This window comes from Halomonas sp. SpR1, assembly GCF_031010175.1.
Lineage (GTDB): Bacteria > Pseudomonadota > Gammaproteobacteria > Pseudomonadales > Halomonadaceae > Vreelandella.
Genome location: NZ_JAUAMB010000030.1, coordinates 42363 through 62893, shown reverse-complemented (window position 1 = coordinate 62893; position 20531 = coordinate 42363). Strand labels below are relative to the sequence as shown.

Sequence of the window (20531 nt, the reverse complement as noted above, 5' to 3'; positions counted from 1 at the left end):
CCGTCGGCTAGCACTTCCCCTTGCCGGGCGTGCAGGGGACTTTCACCCCCAAGTCATCCTGAGGCACCACCCCCAGGAACAGCGCCAGTCAAGGCGCTGCGCGCCATGCCTGGCGCACTATAAAAAAAGCCCAAGCATCAGCCTGGGCAAGGAGGATAAACGGAGAAAGGTAAGTGCTATTCCAGTGATTCGTAAGGCAGACCCACATAGTTTTCTGCGATGGTGGTCATCCCTGCTTTAGAGCTGGTGACGTAGTCCAACTCGGCCAACTGCATGCGGCTGTTGAAATCTTCCTCATCAGAGAAGTTGTGCAGCATGGAGGTCATCCACCAGGAGAAGCGCTCCGCCTTCCAGATGCGCTTCAGGCAGGTTTGCGAGTAGCGCTCGATCAAATCCGTGCGGCCCTCTTGATAGACCTTCACCATTAGCCGATAGAGCGTATTGACGTCGCTGGCCGCCAGGTTAAGCCCTTTGGCGCCGGTGGGCGGTACGATATGCGCCGCATCGCCGACCAGAAACAGCCGCCCATACTGCATCGGTTCAACCACATAGCTGCGCAGCGGTGCGATGCTCTTCTCAATCGAAGGCCCAGTCACCAGCTTTGCGGCAACGTCATCAGGCAAGCGGCGCTTCAGCTCTTCCCAAAAGCGCTCATCCGACCAATCTTCTACCTTTTCATCCAAGGGTACCTGAAGGTAGTAACGACTACGGGTGGCGGAGCGCATGCTGCACAAACTGAAGCCGCGCTCGTGGCTTGCGTAAATCAGCTCATCGGAGACTGGCGGCGTATCCGAGAGCACCCCCAACCAGCCAAACGGGTAGACCTTTTCAAACTCTTTTATGCGCTCTTGAGGGATCGATTGGCGGGAGACGCCATGATAACCGTCGCACCCGGCGATGTAGTCGCACTCAAGCCGGATCGTTTCACCGTTGTGCTCAAAGGTTAAATAGGGGCTGTCACTATCCAGATCGTGGGGCTGAACGTTTTCCGCCTCGTAAAGCGTTGTCGCGCCAGCGGCGGCGCGGGCCTCCATCAGATCCCGCGTGACCTCTGTTTGACCGTATACCATCACTTTGCTGCCGCCGGTCAGTTCGTCCAGCGCAACCCGCACGCGGCGGTTATCAAAAACCAGCTCAAAACCCTCATGGGGCAGGCCCTCTTCATCCATGCGCTGGTCAACCCCCGCTTCGCGCAGCAAGTCCACCATGCCCTGCTCAAGTACACCGGCGCGGATACGGCTTAATACATACTCACCGCTACGCCGCTCAACAATCACGTTATCAATGCCTTGACGATGCAGTAGCTGACCCAGCAATAGGCCTGAAGGCCCTGCGCCAATAATCGCGACCTGTGTTTTCATAGGGGATGCCTCATCATTGTCATTATCTAAAACGTATGACTTGTATTTTTCAATGAAACACGCCGCATAATAAGGCATGATCTAGATCAATTATTGGACATTTAGCGTCTTATTACCCAACCTTAGTCGTATAGGAGAAGCAGGTGATGCCAGCCTCATCGGCAACGTCCGTTCCGGTCTTTAAACTGTATGGCGAGACGCAGCACTGGCCCACGCCCGACTTGCTCCACTGCGAGTCCATCCCCGAGCGCAGCCAGCTACATGACTGGCGGATCCGGCCGCACCGCCACGCTGATCTCGTGCATATTCTGTTTATTTCTCACGGTAGCGTTGAGCTGGAACTGGAGGGAACAAGCCATCAGCTTCAGAGCCCCAGCGCTATTGTTGTGCCCGCGATGGCTATTCACGGCTTTCTCTTTTCACCGGATGTGGAAGGACACATTATCACCCTCGCCAAACCGCTGGCCGACCACTTACATGCACTAATGGGTGAGAGCAGTACGCTAAAAAAAGCCGACTTCTATCCGCTGCTCCAGCCAAACCAGACCGACAAAATTGCCACGCTGGTGGCCCAGATCGACCAGGAGTACCGCCAACCGGCCCCCGGACGCAATAGCCTACTTGAAGCACTTACCCAAGCCTTGGTGGTCGAGCTATCGCGTCTTTGTGCTTATGCAGGCCGCACGACAAAACGCTATGGCCCCCGCCAAAGTGACAAAGGACGGCACCATTTAGAACACTATCAAGCGCTGATCGACGCCCACTATCGCGAGCAGCCAAGTATTGAGCAGTTAGCCGAGCAGATCGGGGTGAGTAGCGCACACTTGAATCTGCTCTGCCGCCAGCTCGCCGGGCGCAGCGCCCTGCAATTGCTGCATGAACGCTTATTGCTGGAAGCCAAGCGCCAGCTCACCTATACCAATATGACCATTGGCCAGGTCTCTGACAGCTTGGGCTTCTCTGAACCGGCTTACTTCACACGCTTTTTTAAGCGCAATACCACGCTCTCGCCGCGGGAGTTTCGGCTGCGCCAGCACGCCCAGTCATAGACGCGAAGCCGTTACTATCTAGCAGGCAATGAGAGCTAACCAACGCTGAAGCCAACCAAGGGTCTGAAGCTGGTGAGACCCTTTAGCTGCCCAGCAGCCAACTAAAATTTGGAGCACCACCGACACGTAGTGGAACGCTTTTTAATTTATTCTTATTCGCCTTTATCAGAACTAAAAAGTAGGTTGAGATCAGATCAACCAAACGATTGACGATGCCGAGCATGGCCGGGCAATCAAGCCGATTGTGCGTCATCCCCACTGATCATCAGGGCCTGTTGAGCTCAACAGGCCCTAATCACAACCTCATTAGCCCACATCTGTTTTACCACTAACACTGCCCCCCCCTCTGCATTTGCAGGGGTTACTTCCCGAATGACTCTTTCTAGTATGGAGTGCGAGCACGCCTCACCGGCGGGCAACCCATGGCCATTTAGACCAGACCTACCCTCGCTAGGAGAAACCATGATCATTCCCAAGAACAATTCCAAGAGCTATACGAAGTACAATGCTATCTGTCTTGCTGCGATCGTTTCCCTTACCTCAACGGCCTGTTTGGCATCTTCTCTACAAGAAAACGGGGAGCGAACAATCGGGGAACAGTGGGTCACCGAGACGATGATTAATGCTCGGGCCAATATGTTTAACCCTGACCTCAATTTTCTGACGTTCCAACAGCTAGACAAAATGTTTGCCACCCGCCGCGTGGCCGCTTCGGCAACGCCGTGGCCGCTTGAAACAGACTTGATTGAAATTGATGACAGCTTCTCGTTTGAAGGGAACGAGGTACCTTTAGAGGAGTACCTGGAAAATACTAAGACCAACGCGCTACTGGTCATTAAAGATGGCAAAATCGTTTATGAGCAGTATCGAAACGGCTTCAGTGATGACAGCCAGCACGCGGTATTCTCGGCCTCAAAGTCGATCCTGGCGACCTTGGTAGGCATCGCCGTTGAAGAGGGCAAAATTGAGAGCCTCGATGACCCGGTCACTAAATACCTACCCGAACTAGCAGGCACTGGTTACAACGATGTTCGCGTCATCGATGTACTGCGGATGCGTTCTGGCGTTGCCTGGGAAGAGGTCTATGAGTTCGGCGGAGACACCCAACTAACGGAAGTGCACGACAACGCGCTTGTGGCTAACAACTACCGCTGGTGCGATTACGCCATTGCCTCTTCCGAGCCGGAGTACGAGCCCGGCGAACGCTTCAACTATGCCACCCTGGATACCAGCGTGCTGGGCTGTGTGCTGGCGAGCGTTTTAGATACTACAGTTGCTGAATACATGTCTGAAAAAATCTGGCAGCCTGCGGGTATGGAAGCAGATGGCTGCTGGATCATGGATGGTGGCGATGAGTTCTATGGCGCTGGTTTCAATGCCACCCTGCGCGACCTCGGCCGCTTCGGCCTGATGATGCTCAATATGGGCGAGGCTAACGGCACCCAAGTCGTGCCTGCCCACTGGGTAACAGAGGCCACGGTGTCCGACCCAGGCTATGAGCATATTTCGGAAGGCGCCGACCTCGGCTACCAATATCAGTGGTGGACCCTCCCTGATAGCGATGCGTATACCGCCATGGGTATCTACAACCAATACATCTATATCGACCCGGACAACCAAACCGTGGTGGTTAAGTTAAGCCACACGCCCGATGCTGCCGGCTGGGACGATGACAACTTCGCCTTCTTCGACAAGCTCACTGAGCTCGTTTCTGAGTAAAAATCAGTTAAAAAACGACTCGCACCGGCCTTGGCATACCAAGCCAAGGCCGCGGCCATTTATGACTCACCAGGCTGACGCAGCGCTGAAAGCAGTTCTACTTTGTTGCTAACACCTAACTGCACATAAGCGCTACGCAGATACGTTCTTGCCGTTGCCGGGGTGATGCCCAGCATTCGGGCGACTTGTTTATAGGAGCTACCCTGAGCATAGAGGCTAGCGGCACTGAGTTCACGCGGGGAAAGCGCGCTTGAACGCTGATGGGAACATAGCGTCAGGGCAATGAGGTCACCACAGTGATGCACGATGATGCCTTTGTTTTCATCAGCAATTAGCGCGGGCGGTACCGTGCTTAGCTTGTCGGCGATAAGTCGTGGCAGGCTAGAACCCTGCCATCCGACATATTTTCGTTCGAGCGCCACGCGAACCGCTTTACCAATATAGAGAAGCTCCCCCTTCCTATTGGTAAGTGCATAGTTATCCCAGCCATTGGGCAGAGTCTCAAAACGAATCTTGGCTAAATACTGCTTCCAGTAATACGCCAAATGGGTGAGAAACTCCTCCATTAGCAGAGCATCAAGCCTATCGAATCCGCGACTTGTTGCACTGCGATAAATCGACACAAAAAACAGCATGCCGCTGCATGGAAACTCTAGCGTCACAGCCATGCTATGCAAAATGTCATGGCGCCGACAGAAAGCTTCAACCTCGGCGCAACCCGTGTCAGGTAAATCGTCATGCCCTCCCCGCACCGCCTTGCCCAGGTAGGAGATTGAAGCCTTAGCGAACCGATCCACCCCGGAAATACGATGCCACTCTTGGGCAAAAGATGAGCGCAGCCCCAAGCTGCCATCCATCATGATCCTGGGTGATGAGCCAGGTGATGAGGCGTCTGACGAAAGATACAGTTGCCCCCACCAAGCGGCATCAAAGCCAACAATATTAGCGAAGCCTTGCACGGCCTCACATAGCCACCTTTCAGGAACCGAGCATCTTGGCAGCTGTGTCAGCTCCATTAGCTCACGGCTGAAACGCTTCAATACATCGGCATCACAGGAAAGTGTTTGTGCCTTATTATTATTGATGTCCATAGTCTCACCTGCGGTCGGCCCCAAAGGCCTTGCATCGTTACTATCTCAACGACGCTTAGACTAAGACAAACACTGCCTAGAGCAGAAACATTGTGCTCAAAATGGGGAAGGCGATTAACAGCGCTAGTCGTATTAAGTCAGACACTACAAAAGGCGTCACGCCCTTGAAAATCTCCCCCAGCCCCACATGCGGCGCCATCGCTTTAATCACGAACACATTCATCCCCACCGGCGGGGTCATCAGCCCCAGCTCTACCGTCAGCACAGTCAAAATACCGAACCATACCGGGTCGATGCCCATGGCCTGAATAATGGGGTAAACCACCGGTACGGTGATCACCAGCATGGCGATGGAGTCCATAAACATGCCCAGCACAAAGTAGAGCGCCAGGATGCACAGCACCACCACAATAGGTGTGAGATCCATGCCGTAGAGCAGGTCAGCGATAGAGAACGAAATGCGCGACACCGAGATGAAATACCCCAGCGTTTCAGCCCCTACCAGCATAAAGAACACCACCGCAGAGAGCGCCAATGTCTCTTGTACGCTGTGCCATAGCTGGGCACCGCGCATGCCTTTTACCAGGGCGTAAAGCAGCGTGGCGAACGCGCCGACACTGGCCCCCTCGGTGGGTGTAAAGGCACCAAAATAGATACCTAAAATCATCACCAGGAAAACGCCAAAGAAGGGTATTAAGCCGGTCAGCGAGGATAGCTTCTCTTTCCAGGCAGTGGGTTGGCCCGCTACCGCCAGCGAGGGTCGCAGGTACATCACTACTGAAATGGTCAGTGAATACATCACTAGCCCTAGCAGGCCGGGAATCAGCCCCGCCATAAACATATCGCCAACGGACTGCTCGGTAAGAATGGCGTAAATCAGCAGCGCGATGCTGGGCGGAATCATAATGCCCAGCGTGCCGCCAGCAGCCAGCGCGCCGGTGGCTAAACCACGGTTATAGCCATAGCGCTCCATTTCCGGCAGCGCCACCCGGGTCATGGTGCTCGCCGTCGCCAGCGATGAACCGGAAATTGCGGAGAAAATACCGCAAGAGCCCACCGCAGCAATCGCCAAACCACCCTTCCAGCCGCCGCAAATAATGCGCGTTGAGTCAAATAGCTTCCCCGCCATCCCCGAATGGGCAGCAAGTACGCCCATTAAAATAAACATGGGCACGGCGCTGAAGCTGTAGTTAGAGAGCACCTCAACCGGGACGGTTTTTAGCTGCGCAACGGCTGCATCCCAGCTTATGACTTGGGCAAACCCCACGACCCCGACAATCAGCATGGTCAAGGCAACCGGCACACGCAGAATCATCAGTACCAATAAAAGCCCTAGCCCAATGGCACCAATCGCTTCACTCCCCATGAGTCACCTCCTCACCCGCCGCATAAATGACGCCTAGCAAGGCATGAATAAAGCTACGTATTCCCAATAGCAAACTGAGCACCGCTGCCAATTGGTAAATCGGCCCCATGGGCAGTCGCAGGTCTTGGGTTATTTCCCCATGTCGCGTAGCGGCAGCAGCAGAATCCAGTAAGCCCACAAACAGGATCAGCCCCAGCGCCATAAAACCGAGCAAAAAGAAGCCCTGCACGCGATTTTTGATTGCTTGTGGTAAGCGATGTGAGAACGCTTCCACCACCACTTGGCTTTTTTCGACATTTGCCGCCATCGCCGCCAGTAGCGCGAACAGCATCAAATAGCTAACCAGTTCCACACTCCCCGATACGCGCAGCGCAATCGCGCCTTCCGTCAACCGGGAAAGGTAGCGTGTGCTGACATCAGCAATGGTAACCGCCAGCAGGCCAATCAAAGCGACCCCGGCCACCAAGCGACAAATAAGGGCCAGCCAATGGCTGGCCCGGTAAAGAGTAGATTGCATGACACATTACCCCTATTGGGTGCTGCAAGACTCACTGGCTGCCAACGCCGCCTGATAGACATCGCGCGCTTGATCCAAACCGCGCTCTTCCAGCTGCGTCAGGTAGTTTTCGATGCCTGTTTCAAGCGGCTCCTGCCAGTCAGGATGCTCCAGCGGATTTTCGATTTCACGAATAGTATGGCCAGCGTCAACAGCCTCTTGCTTGCCTTCCACATCGAGTCGATCAAACACCGCACCGGCGTTTTCAGCCCATTTCATACCGGAGTTATTGTCGATCACCGCCTGCTGCTCTGGGGTCAGGCTGTCATAGCTACGCTGATTCATGGTGGCCACAAAGATCAGCGTGTAGAACGGTACTTCGGTGTGATAGTTGACGAGTTCGTTGATACGGAAGCCTTTCAGACCTTCCCAGGGGAAACTCAGTCCCTCAATAACGCCGCGCTGCATAGAGGTATAGATATCCGGAGCAGGCATACCCACTGGGCTGGCGCCCATATTTTCCAGCATTTCGCCCGCCACCGCCGTCGGGCGACGAATGCGCATGCCTTCTAGATCAGCAGGTGTTTGCACATCGGTATCGATGGTGTGGATACCGCCAGGCCCTGTGGTGAACATGAATAACGGACGCGTATCTTCGTATTCGCTGTCCAAGTGACCGTCGTCATAGAGCGTCTGTAGCACGCACGCCCCTTGTGTCGCGGTGCTGGCTACACCCGGTAGCTCAACAATTTGCGACAGCGGGAAACGGCCAGCCGTATAGCCCTGGGCGGTGGCGCCAATATCAGCAATACCGTTGGCTGCGGCTTCATAGATGGAGTCCGGTTTGGCTAAGGTACCGGCGGGAAACATTTGAATGGTTAGATCGCCATTGGACTCTTCGGCAATGGTATCGGCCCACGCTTGCAGAACATCTTGATTGACACCGGAAGGGCCAGGCCAAAAGTGAGCCATACGTAGCGTGGTTTCTGCCTGGGCCGAGCTAACGGCCAGGCCAGCAATTGCCGCTGCCAAAATGCATCGGGATAAGGACATTTTCATGGGAGCCTCCGGGACTTTCTTGGATTATTTCAAGTTCGCATAGCGAATACTAGTTCGCTTTAAGCCATCACATTAGTCCACTACGAGGCGTAGAGCTAATCGACATTCGTCTATGCTCAGGTATAGCAACGCGTCGTTCTAGCCGAGTGCTTAGAGTCTCCAGTGATGCTGGCTAGAGGGCTTGCTATAAAAGGTACAATGGCATTATATAATTGGACTTTTCCAACATTCACTCGCCACTATGGTCGAAGTAGCGACCAGTAGCGCACTTAACGATCGCCTGAAGTACCAAAAAAAAAGCCACCTTCAAACACACCAAGGTGGCTTCAGTGTGAAAAATACGATTACCTTGTCAGCTCGGTATACTTCCCTACCGAGCAAGTCGCCCCACCATAAGGATTTCTTATTGACGTCGCTTTCTTACCAGCCATCCTGCTTACACTAGCTAAATGGGGTAATGGCGCGGCCCCAGCTGCATGGTCATCCAGCGCAGGTCGGTGAACTCCTCGATCCCTGCCTTACCGCCAAAGCGTCCATAGCCGCTCGATTTAACACCGCCAAAGGGCATTTGTGGCTCGTCGTGCACGGTGGGGGCGTTGATATGGCATATACCCGACTCAATGCGCTGGGCAAACTGCATTGCGCGGGCGGTGTCGCGGCTGAAAACGGCGGCCGAAAGGCCATATTCGCTATCGTTTGCCACGCGCAGGGCTTCCTCTTCATCCTTGACGCGCATCATCGCGACTACCGGGCCGAACGACTCTTCGCCATACAGACGCATCGCCTGGGTAACCCCATCGACCACGGTGGGCTGCATAATGACGCCTTCGGCCTTGCCGCCACAGGCTAGGCGAGCACCATGCTGCTGGGCGTCGTCAAGCAGGGTGTTAAGCTTCTCGCCCGATTCGCGATTGATCAGCGTGCCCAGCGCATTGCCTTCGCCTCTAGGATCACCCGCGCGTAGCGTTTGTGCCTTGCGGGCCAGTTTTTCGACGAAGGCGTCGGCGACCGCATCCACTACGATCAGTCGCTCGGTGGACATACAGATCTGGCCCTGGTTGAAGAAGGCACCAAAGGCGGCGGCCTCAACGGCGGCGTCCAGGTCGGCATCGTCAAGCACCACGAATGGCGCCTTGCCGCCCAGCTCCAGCAAGACCGGCTTAAGATGACGCGCCGCTTTTTCGGCAATGATGCGCCCCACTTGGGTAGAGCCGGTGAAGTTGATACGCCGTACGGCTTGATGCTCGATCAGCGCCTCGACGACCTCGGCGGCCTGGGGCGGCGCATTGGTCACCACGTTCACGATGCCATCGCCAAGGCCAGCCTCAATCAGCACCTCCCCGATCAGGTGGTGCGTCGCGGGGCACTGTTCCGAGGCCTTAAGAATCACCGTGTTGCCGCACGCCAGCGGTGTCGCAATGGCACGGGTGCCCAGAATAATCGGCGCGTTCCAGGGGGCGATCCCCACCACCACGCCGCAGGGTACCCGCACCCCCATCGCCAAACTGCCGGGCACGTTAGAGGGTATTACCTCGCCGCCTACCTGGGTGGTCAGCGACGCCGCTTCGCGCAGAATGCTGGCGGCGACCATGACATTGAAGCCTGCCCAGCTTGGCGTAGCGCCGGTCTCATCGACCATGCGTTCGATAAAGTCAGCTTGCCGCGCCTCCATGACCTCTGCCGCTTTGAGCAGCTTGGCGCGTTTTTCGCCGGGGCCAGTTGCAGACCAAGCCGGAAAGGCACGGGCTGCAGCCTCGGCGGCGGCCCGAGCATCGCTAGCAGTTGCGGCCGCTGTACAGGTGATAGTTTCTCCGCTCAGCGGGTTGGTGTGCTCGAAGGTGGCGGACTCAAGAGCTGAGCGTGGATGGCCGCCTATAAGCAGATCGAGAGTGTTCATGGCGTATTCCTATAATGTAAATGGTAAGGCTGACTACCGTTGCGCCAATACTTATTTTTCACACTGATCGCGTAACGTCAGAGCTTTCTCGTAGACAGAACGAGCGCTATCCAAGCCCCTTTGCTCAAGACGCTCAAGGTAGTTCTCAGTGCCTTGCTTAAGAGGGGGAGCCCAGGCGGGGTCATTGAGTGGATCTTCCACTGCATAGATGGTATCACCTTGAGCCATAGCCTCTTCACGCCCAGTTTTATCAATACCATCAAATACTTGACCGGCCTTACTAGCCCATGCCATACCACTATTATTATCAATCACTGCTTTTAGTTCGGGAGAGAGGCGATCATAAGAGGCTTTATTCATAGTGGCTACGAACGTGCCTGTATAATATGGCAACTCCAAGTGATGATTCACTAACTCATTGATACGAAACACCGTCATGGCTTCCCAGGGGAAACTTAATCCATCTATCACGCCACGCTGCAGTGACGTATAAATATCTGGTGCAGGAATACCCACTGGGTGCGCGCCCATACTTGTGAGCATTTCTCCTGCTACCTCGCTGGGGTGCCGCATCCTAAGACCTTCTAAATCAGCAGGCGTTTTAATTTCGGAATCTTGTGTATGTAAATAGGCTGGCCCGGTGGTGAATAAAAATAGCGTATGGGCATCTTCATACTCCTCCGCTATGTCACCTTCATCATAGAGCGTTTGTAAAATACAGGCCCCTTGCGATGCGCTAGTGGATACGCCAGGAAGTTGCACGATCTCGGAGAGAGGGAAGCGACCGGAGGTATAGCCTTGTACAGCGATGGCAATGTCAGCCACGCCATTAACCGCCGATTCGTAAGCTTGGTCAGCCTTGCTCAAAGTCTGGGAAGGATAGATTTCTACTTTTAACTGGCCGTCAGACTCCTGCTCTACTTTTTGTGCCCAGGCTTGATAAACTTCCTTGTTAACCGTCGAGCCAGCAGGCCACAGGTGAGACATGCGTAGTGTTGTATCAGCATTAACCGAAGCACAAAGACCTACAGTTGATAGGCTGAGTAACAGTGGCGATATTGTTTTTTTCATGAGGGTTCTCTCTGTCATTGTTATTGCCTTCATTATTTGGCGTGATCACCACGCCCTCTGGGTGTAGCTTCGTATCAAGGTTCTATCGTTGTTGTCGGCACCTCCAGTAATATCGGGCGGGAAGCATCCAGCGCCCGGCGTAGCGCGTCCTCGAAGGACTCAAGCGTCTCAGTACGAACCGCCTCAACACCGTACCCCTGAGCCAATTCACAAAAATCCAGCCCTGGCACGTCGAGCCCTGGAGCGTCTTCTGCATCCAGCAGCCGCGAGAACCAGCGTAGCGCTCCATAGGTGTCGTTCTTGAGAATGATAAATACCACCGGAACGTTGTACTGAGCGGCGCTCCACAAAGCGCTGATAGCATAGTTCGCTGAACCGTCACCAATGACTGCAATCACCTGCCGATCGGGTTGAGCTAGTTGCACGCCCACTGCAGCAGGCAAGCCAAACCCGAGCCCCCCTGCCGCCGGGAAGAAGTAGCTTCCAGGGTGGCGCATTTCAACGCGTTGCCAGAAAGCAGTCACTGTCGACGTCGACTCTTTAACGTAGATCGCATCCTCTGGCGCTAGGGCATTAAGGGAGTCAAAGACACTCTCCGGGGCTAGACGTCCAGAGGAAACCGCCTGAGGTGGTGGCAAAGGAAGGGGGTTGGGCAGAACACGGTCACTTTGTGCCAATAGTGGCAGCAGAGCCTCAAGAGTGGCATGAATGTCGCCAACCAGAGCATCGCCCACCGGGGCGCGTGCGGCCTCCTGCACGTCGCCGGTCAAGTGCAACAGTTTCGCGCCTTGGGGTAAGTAACGGCCCGGCGAATATTGGTGATAGCGAAACACCGGGGCACCGATCACCAGTATCAAATCATGACCATCCAGCTTATCCGAAATTCCCGAAATGGCCGCTGGTAACACTCCGCGGAAACAGGCATGGCGTGTCGGAAACGGGCAGCGCGAAGCAGACGGTGCCACCCACACCGGCATACAGAGTCGTTCGCTCAGTTCCACGGCCAGTGAATTGGCACGCACAGCATCAACCTCAGGCCCTAATACCAACACAGGGCTGTGAGCTTGATTGAGATTTTCAGCCAAAGCTTCCAGTTGGGCGGCTGAAGGTAAACCGGCATGGCTAACGTCGCGCTCAACGACTTGGGCTGCGTCACCTTCCAGTTCATGATCCCAGTCGTCATAAGGAATCGAGACATAGACCGGTCCACGGGCTGGTAGATTAGCCATATGAATCGCCTGGCTCAACGTACGCGGCACATCCTCTGCACAGGCCGGCTCGTAACTCCACTTAACCAATGGGCGTGGTAGTGACGATGCATCAACATTAGCCAGCATCGCCTCAACACCGATTAACGAACGCGCCTGTTGGCCTGCCGTAATGACCAGCGGTGAATGAGAGTACCAAGCATTGGTCAGTGCTCCCATCGCATTGCCGGTACCCGCGGCTGCATGTAAGTTGACCAGCACCGGCTGGCCGGTGGCCAGGGAGTAACCGTCAGCCATGCCAACGACTACACCTTCATGAAGGCCAAGGACATAACGGAAATCTTCAGGAAAGCGCTTGAGGAACGGCAGTTCATTGGAGCCGGGGTTACCGAAAACAGTGTTGAGTCCCTGTCGGCGGAGAAGCTGGTAAGTAATAGAGTGTACGGTTGGCATGCTTGGCTCTAGTGTGAAGACGTTTGTTTCACACTAATTGGCCTTTAAACATCTATCAAATAAATATATGCTCTATAAAATATAAATGGTATCTATAATATGTCCGCTATTGATCTTAATCTAGTCCGGGTATTTGTCACTCTCTTTGATGCCCGTAGCGTAACGGTGGCAGCGGATCGTTTGAACGTCACTCAGCCGTCAGTGAGCTACGCGCTATCGAGATTGCGCGACCTGTTTGACGACCGCCTTTTCGTACGTTCTCGCGACGGCATGGAGCCGACCTTCACAGCGATTCAGCTCTACCCAACGCTGCGCGACTCGCTAGCCCAGATCGACAGTACGCTGGAGGAAAATCGCGATTTTGTCCCGCGCTCTTCACACAGACGATTTCGACTAGCCCTTACTGACCTCGGCGAGCTGGCACTATTGCCACGCATTCTCTCTCATATGCATACCGAAGCGCCAAATGTTGAGCTTGAAGTCATTGCTCTGGAAATCGATAAGGTCGAAGAGTGGTTGGCAGCAGGGAAGGTTAATGCGGTCATCTGTAGCAGGCCTATTACTGCCTCTGGCGTGGAGCGCCAAATCATTCTCAAGGAGCGATACGTTTGCCTGTTGAATCGTCATCATCCAAGTATTGATGACCACCTCAGCTTGGAGCAATTTATGGATGCTAAGCATGCTGTGGTTGCTGCTTCGTCAGGGCATGGCCTGGCTGAAGATGTGCTGGCAAGGCTAGGGTTGAAGCGCAAGGTTAGCCTCGTGGTGCCCCATTTCTCTATTTTACCGAGAGTCCTGCAAAAGAGCGATTTGGTGGTAATTTTGCCTCAGCAAATTGCTTCTGCCTTTGTGAATGAAGCACCACTAAAAGCACTTGAATTACCATTCGAAGTGCCTCCATTCGATGTAACACTTTACTGGCAGGCACACACTTCGCGTTCGCCCGCTCAACGTTGGTTTTGTAAAAGCATCATTAACGCTATTACCGCAGGAAATTGATTTTTTAGCAGGCTAGTTTGATATAAATCGTGTGGAAATAAAGCCAACTCTCGAACATTCAGCTGTAAGTGGCACCGCTGCCCGACCATCTCGCATAGAGAAATTTCTCTCTTATAATCAACAACTTCAACACATCATCATTGATATATTAATTTTTGCGCATTTTATAGCTTAGCTTTGTGGCATGGCCCATAGATGATGATGAGCAATTAATATAGATATTATTTATGAACAATCTATAATTTATTTATTTGATTTATGGGAAAGCAATCCAGTATAAGTAATGAATCAGAAACGTGCATTTGGGGAAATATTAGCACGGTTTTCACCACCTAATATGTTCGATCACCTTTTAAAAAACTCAGCCAAATTAAACGGTATCGATTTTCAAGAGCAGAATTTTTAAGAGGATAAAATAGTGAATAATCAAACCAGGCAAAAACCTAGTATCGCTATCCTTGGTGCAGGAGCAATGGGTGGACTAATAGGAGGGAGCCTTTCCGAAGGCGGCGCGGACGTTACTCTGATTGACGTTAATGCGGAGCATGTTGATGCTTTGCGCCAGAATGGTCTCAAGCTCAAGACAGATAAAGGTGAGCGGTACATCCCTATCCCGGTGCTTTTTCCTTGGGAAGTGAGTAAAACTTATGACCTTATTATAGTTTTCACTAAAACAATGCACACCACGTCGGCAATAGCAGCAATACGTTCAGCAATAGACGCTAATACTGTCCTCTTAAGCCTACAAAATGGACTCGATAACAAACTTTCTCTTATGGAGTTCGTAGATCACAAGAATATTATGGTGGGTATTACCACTTATCCTGCTGACATGAAGGGGCCGGGGTGTGTGGAATCTCATGGCGAAGGAATTGTCAGGCTAGCCTCCGCCTCGACTGCACCACCCCTACTTGATTATATGCCTGAACTCTTCGCACGTGGTGATATAAAAGCGATTATTGATCCACAGGTAGAGGTGGCAATCTGGGAAAAAGTGATATTTAACGCGGCTTTAAATGGCCTTTGCGCAGTCACCAGATCAACCGTAGGCCAAATAGGCGCTCATGCGGATACTAGAGAGCTAGCATTTCAAATTATCGGAGAGCTTTGTGCTACCGCGCATGCCTGCGGGTTTGCTGTTCAGGGCGAGCGTATAGAGAAAACCGTGAGCGAAGCATTGGAACAACACACTTCTCATAAACCCTCGATGCTCCAGGACGTGCTTGCAGAAAGGCCTACCGAAATTGAAGCCATTTGTGGTGCTGCGGTACGTCGTGCGGAAGAACACAACATCCCAGTGCCTGTTACCCGCACTATTCTAGGGCTTGTCAGGCATATTGACTGGCACTTATAAATCACGACACCAGTTGATTTGTATAATTAAGGCTTTTCTGTACTGATAAAAGATAAAATTCTTGGTGAGTGCGGCTTAAGTATAGAAGTAAAGCCGCCTTCTAGCGGTAAGCCGGAAGGCGGTTTTTTGCTATTGGTAAGCATAGTATGACCTTGTCGACCTATACTCCCCCCAAGTTACCTTACTATTGCATTAACTAAATCAGATAGTTATCCGCTGTGAGGCTGAGCCCCCGCTATGCTTTGGCAAATTGGATAGTGCAGGCCGGGATAAGATCTACTTTGTCTGCTCGGTATACTTCTCTACCAATCGAGTCGCCTCATCATAAAGCAGCTGGCCATCAAAGCCCCGGCTCTCCATGTCGGCTATCCACTGAGCCGTAGCCGTCTCGGCAGCTGCCTGCCAGGGTTGCAGTGAATCCTGGGCGATATAGAACATTTCTCCTTCGCCACTCGCTTCAATGGCTTCAATCGCCTTCTCTTCCGCTTGATCCATGACCTGACCGATACGCTGCGCTTCTTGAAGCCCGGCATTGTCGTCAATCACCTGTTTCAGTTCCGGCGAGAGTGCGTCATAGCTGGCTTGGTTTAAGCCCAGCACCATCATCGCCGTATATAAACCCTGCTCACCCTCGAAAAAGGTGTGGTTCTGGGCGATATCCAGCACACCCAATGCCGCCGCACTCTCGAAGGGCAGCGTCAGGCCATTGATCACCCCACGGGAAATCGCTTCTGGAATTTGCGGCATCGGCATACCCACCGCTTGAGCACCAAGCAGGCCAAGGTAGCGATTCATGGTTTTTGAGGGCGCACGCATGGCTAATCCTTTCAGATCGTCAGCACTCTCAACAGACGTATCTCTGGTATGGATTTTACCCGGCGTATGCGCGAATACGGCGATGGGGTAAACGCCCTCAAAGGCGTCCTGCATATGCGTTGTCGCAAACTCATGGGCAGCCATGCTGGTGGCTTCCCCCGTTGTGGGCAGGAAGGGTTGATCGAATGCCTCGGACTCCGGGAAGCGATTAGGCGTATAGCTGAGCAGTGTCCAACTGATATCCACCACCCCATCTTTGGCTTGATCATAGAGCGATGGCGCTGAGCCCCCCAGCTGCATGGCAGGGAATATTTCCACCTTGATGGCTCCCTCGGACTGCTCTTCGAGTCGCTTAGCCCAAGGCTCCAGATACTCGGTCTGCACTGGCGTGGCCGGGGCAGCAAAGTGGTGCAAACGCAGGGTCACCGTATCTTGGGCATAGCCATTAGCACTGAGCAACAAGCCGCTTAACAATACGAGGCTGGCGAGTGTCGGTTTTATTGTCATTGTAATGAACTCCTTTATAGCCTTATTAAAAGAAATGATGTCGCGCGCTTATCTAAATGGGGTAATGGCGCGGGCCAAGCTGCATGGTCATCCAGCGCAGATCGGTGAACTCCTCTATCCCGGCCTTACCGCCAAAGCGTCCATAGCCGCTCGATTTAACGCCGCCAAACGGCATCTGTGGCTCGTCGTGCACGGTGGGGGCGTTGATATGGCATATACCCGACTCAATGCGCTGGGCAAACTGCATCGCTCGGGCGGTGTCACGGCTGAATACGGCGGCCGAAAGGCCATATTCGCTATCATTCGCCACGCGCAGGGCTTCTTCTTCATCCTTAACGCGCATCATTGCGACTACCGGGCCGAACGACTCTTCGCTATACAGACGCACCGCCTTGGTAACCCCATCCACCACGGTGGGCTGCATAATGACGCCTTCGGCCTTGCCGCCACAGGCTAGGCGAGCGCCATGCTGCTGGGCGTCGTCAAGCAGGGCGTTAAGCTTCTCGCCCGATTCGCGATTGATCAGCGTGCCCAGCGCATTGCCTTCGCCGCGGGGATCACCCGCGCGCAGCGTTTGCGCCTTGCGGGCCAGCTTTTCGACGAAGGCGTCGGCGACCGCATCCACTACGATCAGTCGCTCGGTGGACATACAGATCTGGCCCTGGTTGAAGAAGGCGCCAAAGGCGGCGGCCTCTACGGCGGCGTCCAGGTCCGCATCTTCAAGCACCACGAATGGCGCCTTGCCGCCCAGCTCCAGCAAGACCGGCTTAAGATGACGCGCCGCTTTCTCGGCAATAATGCGCCCCACCTGGGTAGAGCCGGTGAAATTGATGCGCCGTACGGCTTGATGCTCAATCAGTGCCTCAACCACCTCTGCAGCCTGCACCGGCGCATTGGTCACCACGTTCACGATGCCATCGCCCAGGCCAGCTTCAATCAGCACTTCACCAATCAAATGGTGCGTCGCAGGGCACTGTTCAGAGGCCTTGAGAATCACCGTATTGCCACACGCCAGCGGTGTCGCGATGGCACGGGTACCCAGAATAATCGGCGCGTTCCAGGGAGCAATCCCCACCACTACGCCACAGGGAACCCGCACACCCATCGCCAAGCTGCCGGGCACATTAGAGGGAATTACCTCGCCACCTACCTGGGTGGTCAGCGACGCCGCTTCGCGCAGGATGCTGGCGGCGACCATGACGTTAAAGCCTGCCCAGCCTGGCGTAGCGCCGGTTTCATCTACCATGCGTTCGATAAAGTCGGCTTGCCGCGCTTCCATGACCTCTGCTGCCTTGAGCAGCTTGGCGCGTTTTTCGCCGGGGCCGGTTGCAGACCAAACGGGAAACGCCTTTGCCGCTGCCTCGACTGCCCGAGCCGCATCGGCAGCAGATGCCGCCGCTGCCTGGGTAACGACATCACCGGTAAGCGGGTTGTATCGCGTAAAGGTCGCGTCTTGATGAGCGGCACAGCGCTCACTGCCAATTAACAGATTGATATCCATGACTGCCTCTCGTTCAAAGGGTGGCGATTATTGTTATGCGGCACCTATCGCTGGTAGCTCTCCAGCCCCGGTTTGATGCTCTTGTCGTCGAGGAACTGTTTGAGCCCCTGGGCACGGCCCTGCTCGGGGTCAAGCTGCTGCGCCTGATCGAGCTTGGCGTAGAGGTACTCTTCGTTCTGCTCCCAGGTCAGTTCGCGGCACATTTTGAAGCCGATCTTGGCAGCACGCAGCACAACAGGGTTCTTGTCGCGCAGCGTAGCGGCCAGCTCGAGAGTGGCTTCGCGTAGCTCGGTCAGCGGTACACTTTTGTTAACCAGCCCCATCTTGGCTGCCTGGGGGCCAGTAAATGTTTCCCCGGTCATGATGTAGTAGAGCGCTTCCCGGTGGCCCACGGTATCGGCCATGGCTTTGCTGACCAGGTTGCCGGGGGGAATACCCCAGTTGATTTCGGAGAGGCCGAAAACCGACTCGTCGGCGGCAATCGCCAAATCGCAGGCCACCAGCGGCGAGAAAGCCCCGCCAAAGCACCAGCCATTGACCATGGCGATGGTAGGCTTGGCGTAGTGGCGCAGTAGCTTCCACTGCCAAGTAGAGGCGTCGCGGCGCACCTTGACCTGAACGATCTCGGGGCTGGCGTCGATCTCGCGGAAGTACTCTTTAAGATCCATACCGGCGGAAAAGGATTCGCCCTCGCCGGTCAAGACCAGTACGTGGGCCTCTTGATCCAGCTCGATGGTTTCCAGCACATCGATCATTTCACGGTTGAGCGTCGGGCTCATGGCGTTGCGCTTTTCAGGGCGGTTCAACGTCACCCAGGCGATGCCCTCTTCGACGTTAACCTTGACGGTTTGCCAGCGATCTTGGTATTTGCTCATCTCTTACTCCTTGGGTTTTATCAAACGACTTATAAAGCTATTTATTCAAAAGCTATTTATTAAGAAACTACTGATTGGAAAGCGGCTGTTTAGCAACTTACTCAGCGGTGAACTTTTCGATTAACTGCCTGGCATCGTTATATAGCGCTTCGCCATCGAGTCCCTTCTCTTCGGCATCGGCGATCCACTCGTCAGCCACTTCCTGGCCCACGGCTTGCCACCGGGCAGTCTCCTCACTATCAAGCTGGGTAATGGTGCCGGGCTGCTCGCCATTTTGAATGGCCTGGATCTGTACCTGGTCGGCATCATCCATGATCTGACCTATTTTGCGGGCCTCTTGGATGCCGGAGTGAGCATCGATAATCGCTTGCAGATCGGCGGGCAGCGCATCGTATTTATGCTGGTTCATCGCCACGATCATCATCGTGGTATAGAGCGCATTGTCACCGCTGAAGACGGTATGTTCGGTAGTAATATCGGCTAACCCCATGGCGGTAATCGCTTCAAAGGGGATCACCGTTCCATCGAGAACACCCCGTGATAATGCTTCCAGCGCCTGAGCGACCGGCATACCAATGGGCTCAGCGCCCAGCTTGGCAAGGTAACGGTTCACCAGCCGGCTGGGGCCACGCATTTTTAGCCCCTCTATATCGTCGAGTGATTCAATCCGCGTCTCTTTGGTGTGCAGTGCGCCAGGGCTGTGAGTATGGACAGCAATCGGGTATACGCCCGCTAACTCATCCTGCATGTACGTCATTGCATACTCATGAGCTGCCTGGCTGGTCGCAGCGCCTGTGGTCGGTATAAACGGTAAGTCGAAGACCTCTGCCCTAGGGAAGCGACCGGCGTTATAGCCCAATACAGTCCAGATAATATCAACCTGGCCGTCTTTCGCCTGATCATAGAGCGAGGGAGGCGTGCCGCCCAGCTGCATTGAAGGGTAGAGTTCAACCTCCAAACGCCCGTCAGACTCTTCCTCGATGGCCTCTTTCCAGGGAATAAAGTACTCCTGGTGAACGGGCGCCGAAGACGGGAAGAAATGATGCAGCCTAAGCGTGTACTCGGCCTCCTGGGCGCTGGCCTGCCCAACGCTCAAGACAAGAGGTATGGAGATGGCAAGTGCGAGTAAACGCCGGTGTAGCCTTGGGGTTGCCTGCTGTGTCATAAAAAGTACCTCGTTGTGTTTGTTATGTTGGCTGTGGTCAATGGTTAAGCGACTGAGCACGGCGCTTTAATTCACCGCGAATAAATCAATCAAAACGTTCTCCCGGGTACGCTCGGCAGCGCCGATAAAGATCGTGCGAGTTAGCCAGGCATATCCCGGGCTGGAGGTGTAAAAGCGCGGCGTGGTCAGAAAGTAATACTCCTCTGGGGCAACGGGCTCCCCGCGCTGAAGGCGCTGCATGACTTCAGTCGAGCCGTGCCGAAACCCGATGTTTTCGACTTCGATGCGCTCGCCACTATCGGTTTCTAGAAAGTAGCGGGCATGCAGTTCGGCTACCCCATCGGTACGCAGGGTCTGCCAGTCCCCACCACCAGGCAGAACCACGCCGTTCAACCGCTCACCACGCACCTGACCGCCGGTGATCGCAATGAAGCGACGCTTGCCCTGAGGGTTTTCACCGAGCTCCAGCGGGGTAGCGACGTCGACCGTTAAGCGCGCGATAAAAGTTGCTGTCGGCATTCGTTGGGATGCATCACGAGACATG

18 protein-coding genes are annotated in these 20531 nt (G+C 54.3%); 4 read left to right on the top strand and 14 right to left on the bottom strand.

Features of this window, described 5'->3' with window-relative positions:
• Positions 1 to 176: 176 nt before the first annotated feature.
• Positions 177 to 1361 (bottom strand): 4-hydroxybenzoate 3-monooxygenase, encoded by a 1185-nt coding sequence (gene pobA, locus QT231_RS18235; protein ID WP_308338250.1) that lies wholly within the window; start codon positions 1359 to 1361, stop codon positions 177 to 179.
• A 146-nt stretch (positions 1362 to 1507) separates the two neighbouring features.
• Here pobA and QT231_RS18230 point away from each other — a divergent pair, with 146 nt between their 5' ends.
• Complete coding sequence (locus tag QT231_RS18230) at positions 1508 to 2410, top strand: helix-turn-helix domain-containing protein (protein ID WP_308338249.1); 903 nt, start codon at positions 1508 to 1510, stop codon at positions 2408 to 2410.
• 82 nt (positions 2411 to 2492) lie between these two features.
• Here QT231_RS18230 and QT231_RS18225 read toward each other — a convergent pair whose 3' ends face one another.
• On the bottom strand, positions 2493 to 2663 hold the full coding sequence (locus tag QT231_RS18225) for a hypothetical protein (RefSeq protein WP_308338248.1): 171 nt from the start codon (positions 2661 to 2663) through the stop codon (positions 2493 to 2495).
• A gap of 209 nt (positions 2664 to 2872) precedes the next feature.
• On the opposite strand from QT231_RS18225, the gene QT231_RS18220 reads away from it, so the two are divergent.
• Positions 2873 to 4129 (top strand): serine hydrolase, encoded by a 1257-nt coding sequence (locus tag QT231_RS18220; protein ID WP_308338247.1) that lies wholly within the window; start codon positions 2873 to 2875, stop codon positions 4127 to 4129.
• Positions 4130 to 4188: 59 nt separating this feature from the next.
• On the opposite strand, the gene QT231_RS18215 is transcribed toward QT231_RS18220, so the two are convergent.
• From QT231_RS18215 to mdlC, 7 genes are all read right to left on the bottom strand, one after another.
• Entirely contained in the window at positions 4189 to 5220 is a 1032-nt protein-coding gene (locus QT231_RS18215; RefSeq protein WP_308338246.1) for a helix-turn-helix transcriptional regulator, read from the bottom strand.
• A 76-nt stretch (positions 5221 to 5296) separates the two neighbouring features.
• A complete protein-coding gene (locus tag QT231_RS18210; RefSeq protein ID WP_308338244.1) occupies positions 5297 to 6586 on the bottom strand; it encodes a TRAP transporter large permease in 1290 nt (429 codons plus the stop codon).
• Positions 6576 to 7103 carry a TRAP transporter small permease gene (locus QT231_RS18205; protein ID WP_064235751.1) on the bottom strand — a complete coding sequence of 176 codons (528 nt, stop codon included), beginning with the start codon at positions 7101 to 7103 and terminating at the stop codon, positions 6576 to 6578. Before QT231_RS18205 ends, QT231_RS18210 begins: the two co-directional genes overlap by 11 nt.
• 12 nt (positions 7104 to 7115) lie before the next feature.
• Complete coding sequence (locus QT231_RS18200; RefSeq protein WP_308338243.1) at positions 7116 to 8141, bottom strand: TRAP transporter substrate-binding protein; 1026 nt, start codon at positions 8139 to 8141, stop codon at positions 7116 to 7118.
• A gap of 445 nt (positions 8142 to 8586) precedes the next feature.
• Complete coding sequence (locus tag QT231_RS18195) at positions 8587 to 10038, bottom strand: aldehyde dehydrogenase (RefSeq protein WP_308338242.1); 1452 nt, start codon at positions 10036 to 10038, stop codon at positions 8587 to 8589.
• A 51-nt stretch (positions 10039 to 10089) separates the two neighbouring features.
• Complete coding sequence (locus QT231_RS18190) at positions 10090 to 11109, bottom strand: TRAP transporter substrate-binding protein (RefSeq protein ID WP_308338241.1); 1020 nt, start codon at positions 11107 to 11109, stop codon at positions 10090 to 10092.
• Positions 11110 to 11183: 74 nt separating this feature from the next.
• Positions 11184 to 12770 (bottom strand): benzoylformate decarboxylase, encoded by a 1587-nt coding sequence (gene mdlC / locus QT231_RS18185; protein ID WP_308338240.1) that lies wholly within the window; start codon positions 12768 to 12770, stop codon positions 11184 to 11186.
• A gap of 99 nt (positions 12771 to 12869) precedes the next feature.
• Here mdlC and QT231_RS18180 point away from each other — a divergent pair, with 99 nt between their 5' ends.
• On the top strand, positions 12870 to 13769 hold the full coding sequence (locus QT231_RS18180; RefSeq protein ID WP_308338239.1) for a LysR family transcriptional regulator: 900 nt from the start codon (positions 12870 to 12872) through the stop codon (positions 13767 to 13769).
• Between the two features lie 418 nt (positions 13770 to 14187).
• Positions 14188 to 15123 carry a 2-dehydropantoate 2-reductase gene (locus tag QT231_RS18175; protein WP_308338238.1) on the top strand — a complete coding sequence of 312 codons (936 nt, stop codon included), beginning with the start codon at positions 14188 to 14190 and terminating at the stop codon, positions 15121 to 15123.
• 276 nt (positions 15124 to 15399) lie between these two features.
• Here QT231_RS18175 and QT231_RS18170 read toward each other — a convergent pair whose 3' ends face one another.
• The 5 genes from QT231_RS18170 to QT231_RS18150 all read right to left on the bottom strand — a co-directional run bounded on the left by QT231_RS18170 (position 15400) and on the right by QT231_RS18150 (position 20530).
• On the bottom strand, positions 15400 to 16446 hold the full coding sequence (locus QT231_RS18170; RefSeq protein WP_308338237.1) for a TRAP transporter substrate-binding protein: 1047 nt from the start codon (positions 16444 to 16446) through the stop codon (positions 15400 to 15402).
• A gap of 52 nt (positions 16447 to 16498) precedes the next feature.
• Positions 16499 to 17947, bottom strand: coding sequence for an aldehyde dehydrogenase (locus QT231_RS18165; RefSeq protein WP_308338236.1), 1449 nt, complete (start codon positions 17945 to 17947; stop codon positions 16499 to 16501).
• Positions 17948 to 17991: 44 nt separating this feature from the next.
• Positions 17992 to 18822, bottom strand: coding sequence for a p-hydroxycinnamoyl CoA hydratase/lyase (locus QT231_RS18160; protein WP_064233966.1), 831 nt, complete (start codon positions 18820 to 18822; stop codon positions 17992 to 17994).
• A gap of 97 nt (positions 18823 to 18919) precedes the next feature.
• Positions 18920 to 19987 carry a TRAP transporter substrate-binding protein gene (locus QT231_RS18155; RefSeq protein WP_308338235.1) on the bottom strand — a complete coding sequence of 356 codons (1068 nt, stop codon included), beginning with the start codon at positions 19985 to 19987 and terminating at the stop codon, positions 18920 to 18922.
• A 66-nt stretch (positions 19988 to 20053) separates the two neighbouring features.
• Positions 20054 to 20530, bottom strand: a complete 477-nt coding sequence (locus tag QT231_RS18150) for a DUF3237 domain-containing protein (protein ID WP_308338234.1) — start codon at positions 20528 to 20530, stop codon at positions 20054 to 20056.
• Position 20531 lies beyond the last annotated feature (1 nt).

Coding starts and splice junctions, on each gene's coding strand:
- mdlC (WP_308338240.1), bottom strand. CDS start 12,770: ATGCCAACCGTACACTCTATTACTTACCAGCTTCTCCGCCGACAGGGA.
- QT231_RS18150 (WP_308338234.1), bottom strand. CDS start 20,530: ATGTCTCGTGATGCATCCCAACGAATGCCGACAGCAACTTTTATCGCG.
- QT231_RS18180 (WP_308338239.1), top strand. CDS start 12,870: ATGTCCGCTATTGATCTTAATCTAGTCCGGGTATTTGTCACTCTCTTT.
- QT231_RS18195 (WP_308338242.1), bottom strand. CDS start 10,038: ATGAACACTCTCGATCTGCTTATAGGCGGCCATCCACGCTCAGCTCTT.
- QT231_RS18165 (WP_308338236.1), bottom strand. CDS start 17,947: ATGGATATCAATCTGTTAATTGGCAGTGAGCGCTGTGCCGCTCATCAA.
- QT231_RS18220 (WP_308338247.1), top strand. CDS start 2,873: ATGATCATTCCCAAGAACAATTCCAAGAGCTATACGAAGTACAATGCT.
- QT231_RS18205 (WP_064235751.1), bottom strand. CDS start 7,103: ATGCAATCTACTCTTTACCGGGCCAGCCATTGGCTGGCCCTTATTTGT.
- QT231_RS18215 (WP_308338246.1), bottom strand. CDS start 5,220: ATGGACATCAATAATAATAAGGCACAAACACTTTCCTGTGATGCCGAT.
- QT231_RS18160 (WP_064233966.1), bottom strand. CDS start 18,822: ATGAGCAAATACCAAGATCGCTGGCAAACCGTCAAGGTTAACGTCGAA.
- QT231_RS18230 (WP_308338249.1), top strand. CDS start 1,508: ATGCCAGCCTCATCGGCAACGTCCGTTCCGGTCTTTAAACTGTATGGC.
- pobA (WP_308338250.1), bottom strand. CDS start 1,361: ATGAAAACACAGGTCGCGATTATTGGCGCAGGGCCTTCAGGCCTATTG.
- QT231_RS18155 (WP_308338235.1), bottom strand. CDS start 19,987: ATGACACAGCAGGCAACCCCAAGGCTACACCGGCGTTTACTCGCACTT.
- QT231_RS18200 (WP_308338243.1), bottom strand. CDS start 8,141: ATGAAAATGTCCTTATCCCGATGCATTTTGGCAGCGGCAATTGCTGGC.
- QT231_RS18190 (WP_308338241.1), bottom strand. CDS start 11,109: ATGAAAAAAACAATATCGCCACTGTTACTCAGCCTATCAACTGTAGGT.
- QT231_RS18170 (WP_308338237.1), bottom strand. CDS start 16,446: ATGACAATAAAACCGACACTCGCCAGCCTCGTATTGTTAAGCGGCTTG.
- QT231_RS18210 (WP_308338244.1), bottom strand. CDS start 6,586: ATGGGGAGTGAAGCGATTGGTGCCATTGGGCTAGGGCTTTTATTGGTA.
- QT231_RS18225 (WP_308338248.1), bottom strand. CDS start 2,663: ATGACGCACAATCGGCTTGATTGCCCGGCCATGCTCGGCATCGTCAAT.